This is a genomic window from Streptomyces herbicida, from assembly GCF_032656585.1.
GTDB lineage: Bacteria > Actinomycetota > Actinomycetes > Streptomycetales > Streptomycetaceae > Streptomyces > Streptomyces herbicida.
This window is the reverse complement of sequence record NZ_JAUYWJ010000003.1, coordinates 350,139-364,659: the sequence shown is the minus strand read 5'-3', so window position 1 is coordinate 364,659 and position 14,521 is coordinate 350,139. Positions and strand designations below refer to the sequence as shown.

General features: G+C 69.7%; 12 protein-coding genes. 6 read left to right on the top strand and 6 right to left on the bottom strand.

The features are described from left to right. Positions 1 to 21: 21 nt before the first annotated feature. Both Q8A52_RS08730 and Q8A52_RS08725 read right to left on the bottom strand, forming a co-directional pair. Positions 22 to 312 (bottom strand): hypothetical protein, encoded by a 291-nt coding sequence (locus Q8A52_RS08730; RefSeq protein WP_316747804.1) that lies wholly within the window; start codon positions 310 to 312, stop codon positions 22 to 24. 204 nt (positions 313 to 516) lie between these two features. Further along, complete coding sequence (locus tag Q8A52_RS08725; RefSeq protein WP_316747802.1) at positions 517 to 2,055, bottom strand: glycosyltransferase family 39 protein; 1,539 nt, start codon at positions 2,053 to 2,055, stop codon at positions 517 to 519. Between the two features lie 146 nt (positions 2,056 to 2,201). Here Q8A52_RS08725 and Q8A52_RS08720 point away from each other — a divergent pair, with 146 nt between their 5' ends. The 5 genes from Q8A52_RS08720 (at position 2,202) to Q8A52_RS08700 (ending at position 7,540) form a co-directional block, all read left to right on the top strand. Then, a complete protein-coding gene (locus tag Q8A52_RS08720; protein ID WP_316747800.1) occupies positions 2,202 to 2,411 on the top strand; it encodes a hypothetical protein in 210 nt (69 codons plus the stop codon). Positions 2,412 to 2,422: 11 nt separating this feature from the next. Next, positions 2,423 to 2,791: a hypothetical protein gene (locus Q8A52_RS08715; protein ID WP_316747798.1), complete on the top strand. Its 369-nt coding sequence runs from the start codon at positions 2,423 to 2,425 to the stop codon at positions 2,789 to 2,791. A 48-nt stretch (positions 2,792 to 2,839) separates the two neighbouring features. Continuing rightward, complete coding sequence (locus Q8A52_RS08710) at positions 2,840 to 4,117, top strand: ATP-binding protein (protein WP_316747796.1); 1,278 nt, start codon at positions 2,840 to 2,842, stop codon at positions 4,115 to 4,117. Positions 4,118 to 4,304: 187 nt separating this feature from the next. Next, positions 4,305 to 6,731, top strand: coding sequence for a SpoIIE family protein phosphatase (locus Q8A52_RS08705; RefSeq protein WP_316747794.1), 2,427 nt, complete (start codon positions 4,305 to 4,307; stop codon positions 6,729 to 6,731). 77 nt (positions 6,732 to 6,808) lie between these two features. Then, positions 6,809 to 7,540 carry a Type 1 glutamine amidotransferase-like domain-containing protein gene (locus Q8A52_RS08700; protein WP_316747792.1) on the top strand — a complete coding sequence of 244 codons (732 nt, stop codon included), beginning with the start codon at positions 6,809 to 6,811 and terminating at the stop codon, positions 7,538 to 7,540. Between the two features lies 1 nt (position 7,541). Here Q8A52_RS08700 and Q8A52_RS08695 read toward each other — a convergent pair whose 3' ends face one another. Both Q8A52_RS08695 and Q8A52_RS08690 read right to left on the bottom strand, forming a co-directional pair. Continuing rightward, on the bottom strand, positions 7,542 to 7,925 hold the full coding sequence (locus Q8A52_RS08695) for a VOC family protein (RefSeq protein WP_316747790.1): 384 nt from the start codon (positions 7,923 to 7,925) through the stop codon (positions 7,542 to 7,544). 153 nt (positions 7,926 to 8,078) lie between these two features. Next, entirely contained in the window at positions 8,079 to 9,122 is a 1,044-nt protein-coding gene (locus Q8A52_RS08690) for an NAD(P)-dependent alcohol dehydrogenase (protein ID WP_316747788.1), read from the bottom strand. A gap of 179 nt (positions 9,123 to 9,301) precedes the next feature. Here Q8A52_RS08690 and Q8A52_RS08685 point away from each other — a divergent pair, with 179 nt between their 5' ends. After that, positions 9,302 to 10,201 carry a helix-turn-helix domain-containing protein gene (locus tag Q8A52_RS08685; RefSeq protein WP_316747787.1) on the top strand — a complete coding sequence of 300 codons (900 nt, stop codon included), beginning with the start codon at positions 9,302 to 9,304 and terminating at the stop codon, positions 10,199 to 10,201. A gap of 17 nt (positions 10,202 to 10,218) precedes the next feature. On the opposite strand, the gene Q8A52_RS08680 is transcribed toward Q8A52_RS08685, so the two are convergent. Together Q8A52_RS08680 and Q8A52_RS08675 are read right to left on the bottom strand one after the other, a co-directional pair. Beyond that, entirely contained in the window at positions 10,219 to 10,989 is a 771-nt protein-coding gene (locus Q8A52_RS08680; protein ID WP_316747784.1) for a group II truncated hemoglobin, read from the bottom strand. A gap of 82 nt (positions 10,990 to 11,071) precedes the next feature. Further along, positions 11,072 to 14,383, bottom strand: a complete 3,312-nt coding sequence (locus Q8A52_RS08675) for a S8 family serine peptidase (protein WP_316747782.1) — start codon at positions 14,381 to 14,383, stop codon at positions 11,072 to 11,074. Positions 14,384 to 14,521 lie beyond the last annotated feature (138 nt).

The following is a 14,521-nucleotide window of genomic DNA, read 5'->3' as shown; positions in this document are numbered from 1 at the left end:
ACTTGTTCGCCCCGCCGGCTCTCATGATCGGCTGGAGGGGGCATCATCCGTTCGATCCCGGTCCGCCCGCCCGCCGTTGTCCACCCGGACGGGCCAAGGGGCGCCGCCGCTCGGACCGAGGCCGGTCCACGGCCGTACCAGGCAGCGGCGTCTGCCGTCGAAGGTCCAGTCCTTGACGAGGTACTGCATGGCCAGGCTGTCGTCGCGGTCTGACAGCGCCTTCTGCCGGTACAGGTCGTGGGCCGCGAGGAGCTGCTCACGGTCGAGCCGAACACCGACACCTGGAGTGCCCGGTACGGAGAGCCGGTCCACGACCCGGTAAGGCGCAGGGTCGGGGAGTACCAGGCCAACTTGCGGGCGGTGCGGGGTCTGTGACGGTGCGATCCGTGATCCGTCACGCGACGCGGACGCTGACGCCGGACCGTGAGCCGGATGCGGAGCCGACACCTTCCGCGAGACCATCACCCGACCGTGGCGTACCTGGCGGCACCCGTGATGCGCCGCGCTGTGGGCTGGTCAGCCCCCTTCACGGGTCCGGGGAGAAGGCCAGTGCTTGTCGTTGCGTACGAGCAGGGTGACGGTCATCCCCGGCAACGATCGGCTCCAGGACGGCTCGTACCAGTTCCGCAGCGCGGAGGCCTGGCCCTGGTTGATGGCGTTGAACGGGTTCTGGTCGGCACCGTGGGCCAGGAGCCAGATGCGCTGCTCGCCCCTCAGGCACCTGTCCGGCACGAAGCAGTCGATCGCGTAGAGCTGGTTGATCTGCCGCGGAGCACTCCGCAGGAACACGTCGCGCATCTCGAGGCCGCGGGGCAGGTAGTACTGGACTCCGGTGTCGACCTTCCACGCGTGCTCACGGTCGTAGACGACGGCGTCCCCGGGCCGGTAGTTCTTCCTGATCAGGTCCGCCGCGGACCTGTAGTCGAGGGGGAGCTGGAAGATGGGGCCGTCGTGGTCGAACGGCTGTCGCACTTGTCTCTGGTCGAACAGGCTCAGGACGGCCAGCACCGCGAGGAGAGCCGCTGCTGCATTCCAGGAGCGACAGGCGGTGCTGAGGCCGGCGCCGGCGAGAAGGACCCAGGCAGGGACGGTGAACAGCAAGTACACGGGGCGGAAGTAGGAGACGTCGCCCTGGGAGGCGAGCCACACGAGCACGGGGGGCAGGACGCCCCAGACGGCGCACATGAGCAGCGCAGCCGTGCGCGGCGAGCGAGCCAGTAGGGCCAGCGCGATCACCACTCCGGCGCATGCCCCGGAGGCGAAGATGTCCTGCCAGATGGAGAGGAGCGCCCACCCGTCGGGCACCGGAATCCAGCCCAGCTGGATGTCGGCCTGGGACCGGCTGAGCAGGACGACCGGGGCGAGCAAGGCGACGACAGCCAGGAGGACGAGGGCAGACTTCCACCACAAGGAGCGGTCACGCCGCGCATGGGCCCCGAGCAGGCAGGCGTGGGCTGCTACGAGGGACAACGCGATCACGTGGAGCAGTCCGAGGCCGACCAGCGTGAGTGCGTATGCGATCCAGTGCCCGGGGCTGCGAGGGTGGTCGAGCACCTTGAGCAGCAGGAGGGTCGCGAGTGCTGCGAGGAGGATCACCAGGGCATAGCTGCGTGCCTCCTGAGCGTAGCGACTCACGGCCGGAACGAGCGCGAAGAGAGTTCCCGCGAGAATTCCGGCTCGCAACCCGAAGAGCCGGTTCCCGATCAGGCTCAGGACGGACGCGGCTCCGGACGCGGTCAAAACCGAGGGAAGCCGCATGGAAACGACGGAGTCACCGAAGAGACTCACCCACAGGTGCATCAGCAGGTAATACGCGCCGTGCACGACGTCGACATTGTGCAGCGTGACAAGGATGTGTCCTGCGTCGCGGGTCACCACGTCCCAGGTGATCAGTTCGTCGCGCCCCAGCACGGGAGCCGTCAGACCGTAGCTGGTCACGCCGAAGGTGAGAACGAATGGCCACAGCAGCGGCTGCATCCGGTGTCTTCCTGGCGCGACCGCCTCCGCACTCTGCATCTCTGCGCGTGGTGGGGGCAGCGGCGCGGTGGCTACCATCAGGATCTCCTGTGTACTGCAGCGGGAACCGCTCCCTTATACAGGCAGACTGGAGAATCAGGACGGCAGACCGGTCGAGTGATCGCCTCAATGGACGCAGAAAAGAACCCCGAGTCCGGCTCCGCCCCGCTCTTGGCGGAACAGGGGTGCCCTGCCCAATCGGCGTCGACCTCGGGAAGATCGGGTGCAACACCTTCCTGTACCTGTACCGGGGGCAGTTGAACGCCATGCACATGGAGCCGACGGACATCGAGCGAGCCCTCGACCGCGCGGCGCAGGTCTACTCGAAATTCCATCAGGAAGTGCTCAGAATCTCCGGAAACGGGGAGCGGACCGCGGAGCTGATTCCGGGGTAAGGAGAGACCGCATGCGTGACGCCGGCAACCCGAACTACATCAGGGCCCAGCAGGTGCAGGATCTCCATGATCCGGACTACTACGACACAGCCGTCCGTCTCGTCGCGCCCGGCACCGACCCACGCAATGCCAACGTCATGAGCTGGAACTGCAACTGGGACGGCGCTGCGGGGCAATTCATCGTCATCGTCAATGCGAATCAAAATCCCCCGCCGGCCCGTACGACCTGTGGGACTGCAGCAATGCCATCCGGCGAACTGGGCTCGCGTGGGCCCGGGTGGTATCCAGGTCGCGCGACGGTTCCATCGCGCAGGTCGGCAGTACCTCTACCTCGTCTGAGGACCGCCGAGAACGAGCCGCCCGCTCCGCTCGTCGCGTGACGCCCTCAGGGAGACAATGGCACTCCCGGGCCGGGTGAGGTGACGGCCATGCCCGCATGGCATCTGCGTGACTATCACGACAGCGATCTCGACCAGGCGATCCGGATCTGGGAACAGAGCCGGCCGGCCGACGAGGACCCCGTGTTTCCGGTCTCCGAGGTGATGGCCGCGGCACAGAGCGGTCAGACGGCCGTGGTCGCGGTGGTCGGCGACGAGCTGGTCGGCATGGCCGTGGCGCAGACGGGCGGTACGCGAGGCTGGGTCCTGCTGGTGGCGCTCGCCTCCCGCTGGCGCGAGCGCGGCATCGGCAGTGCCCTCCTCGCCGAGCTGGAACGACGCCTGCGGGCACTCGGCGTACGGCGGATCAGCGCCCTGCTGCCCGCCGGGGCCGCCGGGACGAAGGCGCTGGAGAACTCCGGGTACCGGTTCCGCGACGACCTGACCTACTACGAGAAGATCGAGCCGGATGACACCGCCAACGCCGAGGTCCTGGCCGCGCTGGGCGGCCGGATGCTGCCCGACGGGCTCTGGGACGCCATGGCCGGCATGGAGCGGGAGAAGCAGGTCGTCGAACGCCGTGTGGTGCTTCCGCTGACGGAGCCGGCGCTGGCCGACCGCTTCGGCGTCGCCCCGCCGAAGGCGGTCATCCTGTTCGGTCCGCCCGGCACGGGGAAGACCAGCTTCGCCAAAGCGGTGGCCTCCCGGCTCGGCTGGCCGTTCGTGGAACTCTTCCCGTCCCGGCTCGCCGCCGACACGAGCGAGGGACTGGCCGTGGCGTTGCGCCAGGCGTTCGCGGACCTGGCGGAACTGGACTCGGTGCTGCTCTTCATCGACGAGGTCGAGGAGATCGCCGGCGCCCGGTCCGGCAAGGCCGTCGATCCGGGCCACGGGGTGACCAATGAGCTGCTCAAACTGATCCCCGTCTTCCGTGAGCACGACACACGCATGCTGACGTGCGCCACCAACTCGGTACGGTCCCTCGACGCGGCTTTTCTGCGGCCGGGCCGGTTCGACTACGTCATCCCCATCGGCCCTCCGGACCCCACCGCCCGGGCCGCGATCTGGGCCCGCTATCTCCGGACCGCCGCCGACTCCGTGGATCTCACCCGGCTGGTCGAGGCCAGCGAGTTGTTCACCCCGGCCGACATCGAATACGCCGCCCGCAAGGGCGCGCAGACGGCATTCGAACGCGAGGTCACGCATCGCCGGGGCGCTCCGGCCACCACCGAGGACTACATGACCGCCATCGCGGACACCCGGCCGACGCTCACCGCACGGGCGATCGAGGAGTTCACCGAGGACATCGAGACGTACAGCCGCCTTTGAGGTCCTCACCGCACAGTCGCGCAGTCGCGCAGCGGAATCGGCCCACGACGCCGAGCGATCGGGGCGGTTGCCGCGCGTGGCGTCGGGAATACCTATGTGGGCAAGTGCCGTAAAACGCTTACATCCACAAAACACTCACATCCGTTCTTCCGGCACACCGGCACGGATGTGCTCGACGAGGTGCGGGATGCGTGACATCACCTTCCGCGGAGGCGGGGAGTTCCCGGAGCCCGGAGGCGAGGCGGACGCCCTGCTGGACGCCCGCGGCCGGGTGACGGCCTGGGGGCCGGGAGCCCGCGCGATACTGGGACACGCGGCGGAGGAGGTGCTGGGCCGTCGCGCGGACGAGCTCCTCCACGACCCCGCCGACGTCGCGGACATCATGCTGCACTGGGACATGGGCGACCGTCGGCGGACCCTGGTGCTGCGACGGCGCGACGGAACGCCGGTGGAGGCCGAGGTCTGGGCCCGCCCCCTCACCTCCGCGAACGGTGAACGCCAGTGGCTCGTGCAGGCGGCCGGCCCGGAGGCGCTGCGCACCTACGAGTTCGGGCGCGCCCTGCTGAAGGGGCTGTTCACCGACTCCCCGTTCCACATTGACGTCTTCGACACACAGCTGCGTTTCGTCGCCCAGAACCTCACGGAGCAACGCGCCGGAGTGTTCCGGCGGACCGAGTACGCCGGGCACACCATGCGGGAGATGGCTCCGCCCGGTCTGATCGACTTCGACGCCCTGGAGGCCCGCCAGCGCCAGGTGCTGAAGACGGGCAAGGCGCTCCTCGACACCGAGGTGATCGGCCGCCCCGTGCCCAATTCGCCGGGCGAGTACGTGTGGTCCGAGTCGATCCTGCCCCTCAGGGACGCGTCGGGGACGGTGATCGCGCTGGCGCATGTGGTGTCCGACGTGACCCAGCGAGTCAGAGCGCGCGAGCGGCTGGTGCTGGCGAACGAGGCCGCCACCCGGATCGGCACCACCATGGACCTGTGGCGCACCGCCCGGGAGCTGGCCGATGTCGCGGTGCCGGACTTCGCCGACATCTGCTACGTCGACCTGCTGGACTCACTCTTCCCGGGCAGGGAGCCGGCCGGCGGCCGGCAGCCGTATCCCCCGTTGCTCCGCCGGGCCGCGTGCATCGGCGCGGCCGAGGACATGGGCCCGGACGGTGCCGGGACGGTGCAGGTGGGTGACCCCGACGTGCGGGCGACGGACCCCGGCTCGCCGTTCCTGGACGCCCTGGCGAAAGGCGAATCCGTCCTCCTGACGCAGGAGCAGCTGCACACCGTTCCCTCCGCCGTCGGCCCCGGCCGGTCGCCGGACGGCGGGCCGGGGATCCACTGCTGGCTGCTCGTCCCCATGTTCGCCCGCGGTGTCGCCCTGGGCGCCGCCGTCTTCATGCGCTCCCGCAGCCCCCTCTCGTTCGAACCGGACGACGTGCTGCTGGCCGAGGAGATCGTGACCCGCACGGCGGTGTGCGCCGACAACGCCAGCCGGTACCACCGGGAACGGACGACGGCGCTGACCCTCCAGCGCAGCCTGCTCCCCCAGCGGCTGCCCTCGCCGACTTCCCTGCGGACGGCGTCCCGCTATCTGCCGGCGAGCGGGCACACGGGACTGGGTGGCGACTGGTTCGACGTGATCCCCCTGTCCGGCGCCCGGGTGGCGCTCGTGGTGGGCGACGTGGTCGGACACGATCTGCAGTCCGCCGTGACCATGGGACGACTGCGCAGCGCCGTACGCACGCTCGCGGATCTCGATCTGTCCCCCGCCGAGCTCCTCACCCATCTGGACGACCAGATGAACCGCTTCCTGGACGAGCGCGGCGACGAGGCGGCCCAGGCGGCGGGAGCGACCTGCCTGTACGTGGTGTACGACCCCGTGTCGCGCCGCTGTCTGCTGGCCCGCGCGGGTCATCCGCCGCCCGCGGTGGTGTCGGCGGAGGGCGCCGTCGACTTCGTCGAGCTGCCCGGCGGCCCGTCGCTGGGGCTGGGCGGTGTCGTGTTCGAGCAGCGCGAGATCACCCTGGGCGACGGTGACCTGCTGGTGCTCTACACCGACGGCCTGCTGGAATCGCGGGTGCGGGATCTCGACACCGGGCTGCGCCGCATGCGCGACGTCCTCTCCCGTACGCCGTCGTCGGCAACCCCGCAGGAGGTCTGCGACACGCTGATCCGCGAGCTGCTGCCGACGCGCCATCAGGACGACGTGGCCGTCCTCGCGGCCCGGACGGTCGGGCTGTCCGCGGACCGTCATGTCGCCTGGGAGATAGAGGCGCGGGGCGAGCAGGTCGGCCGGGCGAGGGAGCTGGCGGCGCGGCAGATGGCGCGGTGGGGGCTGGAGGAGGAGGCGTTCACCACCGAACTGATCGTCAGTGAGCTGGTGACGAACGCGATCCGCTACGGCGGCGGGCCGATCACCCTGCGGCTCATCCGCGACCGCAACCTGATCTGCGAGGTGTCGGACGGCAGCAGCACCTCTCCCCATGTCAGGCGGGCCCAGGAGACGGACGAGGGCGGACGCGGCCTCTACCTGATCACCCAGCTGACGCAGGGCTGGGGAACCCGCTACAACGAACGGGGCAAGACCATCTGGGCCGAACAGGCGCTCCCCCGCTGACGACTCGCCCTTTTATCCGGTCGACGGCCGCCGCTCCCTCCTCGTACATTCGCCCTCACCACACGGGAGGGACAGGGATGGGCAGCCGTACGTTTCTGATGGGCGGCGGATGGGACACCGTGGAGGTCTACGAGCCGTTCCTGGGGGCGGCCGGGGACGCCCCGCGCATCGGGTGCGTGATCCTGGACGAGGGCGACGGCAACGCGCAGTTCGCCCGTTACGAGGGGGCGTTGCGCAAGGCCGGGGACTGCACGCCCGTACCGCTGCTCGTGCCTCTGGGCGGGCGGTTCGGGCCGGAGGCAGTGGCGGATCTCGACGGGGTGCTGGTGTGCGGCGGGCTGACGCCCGCGTATCAGGAGGCGTTCGCGGGGTGTCTCGAAGCGCTGCCGCGCGCGCTCGCCGAGCGCGGTGTCCCGTACGCCGGGTTCTCGGCGGGCGCCGCCGTCGCCGCGCGGCACACCGTGGTCGGCGGGTGGCTCCTGGACGGGGTTCCGGTGTGTCCGGAGGACTCCGCGGAGGACCTGGAGGAGATCGGTGTACGGCCGGGGCTCGGGCTCGTGCCGTTCGGGGTGGACGTGCACGCCGCGCAGTGGGGGACGCTGCCGAGGCTCGTCGCGGCGGTCGCCCGCGGGTACGTCCCGTACGGAGTCGCCATCGACGAGAACACGCTCGTCGAGGTGGGCGACGACGGGGCCGCCCGGGTCTCGGGGCTCGGGCGCGCCCACGTGGTGCGGCCGGCGGACGGCAGCGGCGGCGAGGACGTGCTCGTACGGTCCTACGGCGACGGCGGGGCGTTCCCCGTGCGCTGACTCAACTCCCGCTTCCGTAGGGCCGGGTGAGGATCTCCATGCGGTGGCCGGAGGGGTCGTCGAAGTACACCCCGCGGCCGCCGTCGTTGGTGTTGATCTCGCCGGCACGGCTGTGGAACGGGTCCGCCCAGTAGGTGAGGCCCGCCTCCCCGATGCGGGCGAAGATCGCGTCGAAGTCGCCCTCGGAGACCAGGAAGGCGTAGTGCTGCGGGGTGATGGCGCCGGCGGTGTCCATGTAGTCCAGCGTCACGCCGTTGGGTATCCCGACGGGCACGAACGGGCCGTAGTCCGGGCCCACTTCGAGCCCCAGAAGGCCGGCGAGGAACTCGGCCGAGGCGTGGCTGTCGTGCGCGGCGACGATGGTGTGGTTCAGCTGCACAGTCATCGTGTCCACCTCCTCCTGCCAACATACTCCGCAACAAACCAAGGCAAGCCTTACCTTAGTGACCCACGGCGTACGGGACTGCGGCGGCCGACGCCGGCGCCAGGGCCCGCCCCGCTGTCGGGGCCGGCCCTGGCGGCGGCCGGGCAGGGCGCGTCAGATCGTCGCGGTGTCGATCACGAACCGGTAGCGGACGTCGCTCGCCACCACCCGCTCGTACGCCTCATTGATCTTGTCGGCGCCGATCAGTTCGATCTCGGCGCCCAGGTGGTGCTCGGCGCAGAAGTCGAGCATCTCCTGGGTCTCCGGGATGCCGCCGATGCCGGAGCTGCTCAGGCTGCGGCGGTTGCCGAACACCGAGGACAGCAGGATCTGGACCGGCTCCTCAGGGATGCCGACGTTCACCATCGCGCCGTCCGTGCGCAGCAGCGAGAGGTAGGCGTCGAAGTCGAGCGGCGCCGAGACCGTGTTCAGGATGATGTCGAAGGTGCCCTTCAGCTCCTCGAAGGTCTTCGGGTCGCTGGTGGCGTAGTAGTGGTCGGCGCCCAGCTTCAGGCCGTCGTCCTTCTTGCGCAGGGACTGCGACAGGACGGTGACCTCCGCACCGAGCGCGTGCGCGATCTTGACGCCCATGTGGCCGAGGCCGCCGAGGCCCACGACGGCGACCTTCTTGCCGGGGCCGGCGTTCCAGTGCCTCAGCGGGGAGTACGTGGTGATGCCGGCGCAGAGCAGCGGCGCGGCCACGTCCAGGGAGAGACCGTCGGGGATGCGGACGACAAAGCTCTCGTCGACGACGATCTTCTCGGCGTAGCCGCCGTAGGTGGGCTCGCCGTCCTTGCCGACGGCGTTGTACGTCCAGACGGGGCCGCCCTTGGAGCAGTACTGCTGCAGACCGGCCCTGCAGTTGTCGCACTCGCGGCAGGAGTCGACCATGCAGCCGACACCCACACGGTCGCCGACCTGGTACTTCGTGACACCGGAACCGACCTCGGAGACGACACCGGCGATCTCGTGGCCGGGCACCATCGGGAAGATCGCCGTGCCCCAGCCCTCACGGGCCTGGTGGATGTCGGAGTGACAGATGCCGGCGAACTTGATGTCGATCAGGACGTCGAACTCGCCGACCGGGCGCCGCTCGATCGTGGTCCGCTCCAGCGGGGCCTTCGCGGCGGGCGCGGCGTACGCAGCAACAGTGGTCATGGCGTGGTTCTCCTAGCAGGGGTGACGCGCCCGGCTGCCTTCCCGCCGGGCACTGCTCCAGCCTGCCTCACGTCCCGGCGGTCACCCAGACCACACCTTTGCGTACGTCTGCCGTGCCTACCACTGGCGGGGTCAGGTTCCTGGGCGTACGACCACGGAATGCGTCCGATACTGGCTGTATGGACCAACAGCCCGAGACTGCCGCCCCCGGCCACTCCCTGGACCGGCGCGCCGAGCTCAGCGAGTTTCTGCGCACCCGGCGGGCCCGGCTGAAGCCGGAGGACGTGGGGCTGCCGGACTTCGGGCGGCACCGCCGGGTGCCCGGGCTGCGCCGCGAGGAGCTGGCGCAGCTGGCCGGGGTGTCCGTGGCGTACTACACGCGGCTGGAGCAGGGCAACGGGCGGAATGTGTCGGTGGAGGTGTTGGACTCGATCGCCCGGGCGCTGCGCCTGTCCGACGCCGAGCATGCGCATCTGACCCACCTCGCCAAGGGCAAGCAGCACAAGAAGAAGGCGTCGGCACGCGCCCAGCAGGTGCGGGTGCCGCTGCGGCAGCTGCTGGACGCGCTGGACGGAGTGCCGGCGTATGTCGTCGGGAGGCGCTCGGAGATCCTGGCGTGGAACCGGATGGCCGCCGCCCTCTTCGGCGACTGGGGAGAGCTGCCCGCGGCGGAGCGGAACTGGGCTCGGCTGGTGTTCCTGAAGCCGGAGTACCACGAGCTGTTCGTCGACTGGGAGCAGAAGGCGATCGACATCGTCTGCGCGCTGCGGATGGACGCCGGCTGCTATCCCGACGACCCCCGGCTGTCGGCGCTGGTCGGCGAGCTGTCCGTGAAGAGCCCGGACTTCCGGCGCCTGTGGGCGACGCATGACGTCAAGGAGAAGAGCCATGGCGTCAAGCGGCTGCACCATCCACTGGTCGGCGAGCTGTCGCTGAACTTCGAGTCGTTCCGCATGACGGACGGCAGTGACCAGTCCCTGATCACCTACCACGCGGACCCGGGCTCACCGTCGGCGGAGGCCCTGCGGCTGCTCGCCAGCTGGGGCACGGACGCGGCGAGGGTCGTACCGTCGGTCTGAACCCCTGACGGATCCCCTCACCCCTGGTACGGCGGTGCGGCCCCCCAGTTCCACTTCGGTACCGGCTGCTCCGCCGGCGGCTTCGCGTCGGGGCCGGAGAAGTAGAGGGCCAGTCGTGTGCCCCACTCCACGTAGGCCAGGAAGGCCGAGCGGAACTCCGCGTCCGTGGGCAGGCCCGCCTCGTCCGCCGCGTCCTGGATGAGGTTGACCCAGCGGCGGCGCTGGGCCTCGGTGATGTCGCGGCCGAAGTGTTTGGCGACCATGTGGCCGTGGCCGCCCTGGGTCTGGGAGTAGCGGGCGGGCCCGCCGAAGACCTCGCCGAGCCAGAGGGCGACGTGGGCGGCGTGCTCGGCCGGCAGGTCCGCGAAGAGCGGTGCCAGGAGGTCGTCCTTGAGGACCTTGTCGTAGAAGGCCTCGGTCAGGCGGGAGAATGCCTCCTCGCCGCCCGCCCAGTCGTAGAGGGTCGGGGTCGCCGCGCCCGTGCCCCGCACCGGCGTGGGCCCGTAGTGGCGCATCTCCTCGATGTTCTCCACGTACGGGCGGATCTCCGCGAAGAACGGCGGGAACGAGGCCGACTTGCGGAAGCCCTCCAGATGGTCCTCGGTGGACTTCCAGGTGATCCGGAGGACGTAGTGCTCCAGGTCCTCCTCGCAGCGGGTGAGCTCGTAGTCCACGCACTGCGGTGCCGCCGCGAGGTGCGTCGCGGCGCGGGTGTAGGCGGCCAGGAACTCCGCCGACTGCTGCTCGGGAATGCGGTACCGGATGTATTCGACCGTGTGAGCCGTCATGGGTGCACACAAACACGGACGGCCCACCGGAAGCTGCACTTCCGGCGGGCCGTTCGCTCACGGCCTACTCAGCCATTACGGCTCACTTGCCGTAGTAGGCGTTGTAGATCGAGATCGTCGACTTGTTGCCCTTCTTGTCGGCGATCTTCGCGTGGAACGAGATGGCCTTGCCCTTGGCCGGGTTCTTGACGGTGATCTTGCCGCCTCGGACCTCGACCTTCTTCCAGGTCTGGCCGTAGTCGTACGACACGTACACCGACAGCGACTTCAGGTTGCTGCCCGCGGCCGCGCCCTCCACGGTGACCGGGAAGGTGACCGTCTTGTCGGCCTCGACGCGGCTGTCCAGACCGGTCTTGGCGTTGAAGCGGAGGGTGGAGGCCGGGAGCTTGGCGATGCTGCTGCCGGTCGGCTTCTTGGAGTGGAAGGTCCAGCTCGCGTCGATCCGCGTGGAGGCGGCCGCGACCTTGACCGTGCGCTTGACCGAGGTGGTCAGCTTGTACTCGGCGTCGCCGGAGGGAACCTTGAAGGGCTCCTCGCCGAACATCGGGTCCTTGGTGGAGCCCACCTTGGTGCCGTTGCGGTACAGGGTGGTGGTCACCGAGGTGAAGTCCGACGAACCGGCGTGCTTGTTGCCGTCGGCGAACAGCGGCAGCATGCCGTAGATGTCGTTGCCGTCCCGGAACAGACCGTAGTCCGCGTTGAGGTGCGGGCCGAAGACCGCCGTGTTGAAGGTCTTCTCGTAGGTCTTGCCGGCCGCGAAGGTCTGCGCCGCACCCAGCGTGTAGTACGCGTCGGTGATCGGGAAGCCGTCCGAGTCGACCCCGGCGGTCTGCTCGAAGTCCATGCCCCACTTCACACCGCTCTGAGTGGACAGGTGCAGCGTACGGGTGCTGGGGATCGCCTGCGGGACGCCGATGGAGGAGCCACCGGAGCTCTCCGGCAGCCAGCCGACCGCGTTGACCGAGCCCTTCTTGCCGCTGGCGGCGGCACCGAGGTTGGCCTTCACCGTGGCCAGGTCGCCCGCCTTGTAGTGCTTGGTGTAACCGGTGGCGAGCTGCTTGACGTGGGTACCGGCGACGGTGTCGTACTGCTCGTTGTCACCCTTGATCCAGTGCCCGTCCCACTGCTGGTACAGGGAACCGTCGGTGATCTGCGGGCCGAGACCCGCGGTGCGGAAGTTCTCGTACGTGTCGAGGAACCAGCCGTAGCCGTACGAGCCGTCGCCCACCGTGACGTCGAACTCCGGGGAGGCGAACGCCGACTTGGCGGCCGCGTCGGGGACGGTGATGTCCACCGGCTTGGCCTTGCGCGCGTCGATGGTGATCGTCTGGCTCTTGCCGACGGTCAGCTTCGGCTGCGCGATCCAGTCGATGCCCTTGGTGCCGTCCTCCGGGTCCACGAACAGCGCCGAGTTCAGGATGTACGTGCCCTTGGGCGCGCGCACCTTCACCGTGCCGGAGGGGTCGTACGGCGTGAGGTCGCGGCCGCCTGCCAGGCCCGCGACACCCGCCAGGTCGACGTCGTAGTACTTGGCCGGGTTGCCGTCGCGCCCGATGAACTTCAGCGTGACGTCGTACGACTCCACCTCGCGCTGCACCGCGGCGGCCGTGCGGACGGTCTGGCCGCCGCCGGTCGCGGTCACATACGCGGAGTAGGCGCCGTCGAGGGTGCCGCCCAGCTTGGTGTTGACGGTGAGGTCGACCGAGGCCTTGCCGCCCGCCGGGACGGTCACCTTGGTCTTGGCGAGCTTGAAGAAGCCCGCGGGAGCCGCCTGGCCCTTGGGGTTGGTGGCGGTGGCGGCCAGGTCGAGCGTGACGTCCTTGGTGCTCAGGTTGCGGTACGTCAGCTGCTTGGTGACCGGCTTGTCGTCGGTGTGCGGCCACTGCTGCACACCGAAGCTCACCGAGACCGGGTCGGCGACCACGGACTGCTTGATCGCCTTGTCGACCGCGATGCGGCCCGAACCCTGCTGGAACGGCGTGTACTTGCCGCCCTTGGCGGAGCCGGTCAGGGCGCCCTTCAGCTCGGCGTAGCCCCAGTCGGGGTGCTCCTGCTTCAGGATCGCGGCGGCGCCCGCGACATGCGGGGTGGCCATCGACGTACCGGAGATGGTCAGGTAGCCCTCGGGCTTCTCACCGACCTCCTGGTCGATGACGCTGCCCTTGGCCGCGGCGGCGGTGATGTCGACACCGGGCGCGGTCACGTCCGGCTTGATGGCGCCGTCGCCGGTGCGCGGGCCGGTCGAGGAGAAGTCGGCCAGCTTGTCGCTCTTGTCGACGGCACCGACGGTGAGCGCGGCGTCCGCGCTGCCCGGCGAACCGATCGACTCGGGGCCCTCGTTGCCCGCGGCGATCGCGAACAGGACACCCTTCTCGGTGGAGAGCTTGTTGACCTCGGCCTCGAGCGGGTCGATCTCGGGCGTGTCATAGCCGCCCAGGCTGAGGTTGATGACGGAGGCGCCCTGCTGGGCCGCCCACTCCATGCCGGCGAGGATGCCGGAGTCGTCACCGGAGCCGGTGTCGTCCAGGACCTTGCCGTTGAGGATCTTCGCGTCGGGCGCGACACCCTTGTACTTGCCGCCCGACTTGGCGCCGGTGCCCGCCGCGATGGACGCGACGTGCGTGCCGTGGCCGAAGTGGTCGGTGGCGTCCGCGGCGGCCGAGAAGTTCTTGGACTCGATCACCTGGTCCTTGAGGTCCGGGTGGGTCGTGTCGACACCCGTGTCCAGGACGGCGATCTTGACGCCCTTGCCGGTGTAGCCGGCCGCCCATGCCTTGGGGGCGCCGATCTGCGGCACGGACTTGTCGAGGCTGGCCTTGCGGACCCCGTCGAGCCAGACGTGCGCGATGCCGGAGGCGGTCTTGCTGCCGTTGGTGACCGCGTCCCAGAGCTCGGGCGTCTCCTTGGCCGGCGTCTGCACCGCGTCCGCGTTCAGGGTCTTCAGGCTGCGACGCAGCGTGCCCGCGTCACGGACATCGGCCTTGGCGGCGGTGGCGGCGCCACGGTAGCCGACGATGACCTTCAGACCGTGCTTGAGGGACTTGCGGGTGGCGGCCTTGTTCAGTTCGGTGACGTCGAACAGCCGCTGGTCCAGCTTGCCGGAGGCGACCAGATTGGCCGCGTCGGCGGGGATGACGAGGGTGTGTCCGTCGACCTTGCGGAGCTGGAAGGGTATGTGTTCGCGTCCCTTGGCCTTCTCCAGGCCGACGACCCGGCCCTTGCTGTCGACGGCGACCCGGTCGCCGGTGATCAGGGTGATGCGGTGCTTGGACGTGAGCGACGAGGCAGCGGCCGATGCGCGCTGCTCGGGCTTCGCCGACGCCGGGCTGGTCATGCCTGCGGCGAGGGCGACGGCTGCTGCGGTGGCCACGCCTGCGGCAGCCGCTCTTTTCACTTGTCTGCGCAAAACTCCCCCTGGAGATGGAGTACCGGGCTGGCGAAGTCCCCGTTCACCCGGCCGGGGGCAGTCCCGTACGCATGCACGTCAACCCCCCGGACAACGCAGTATGCCGGGGGGTGATCTGACGGCTCA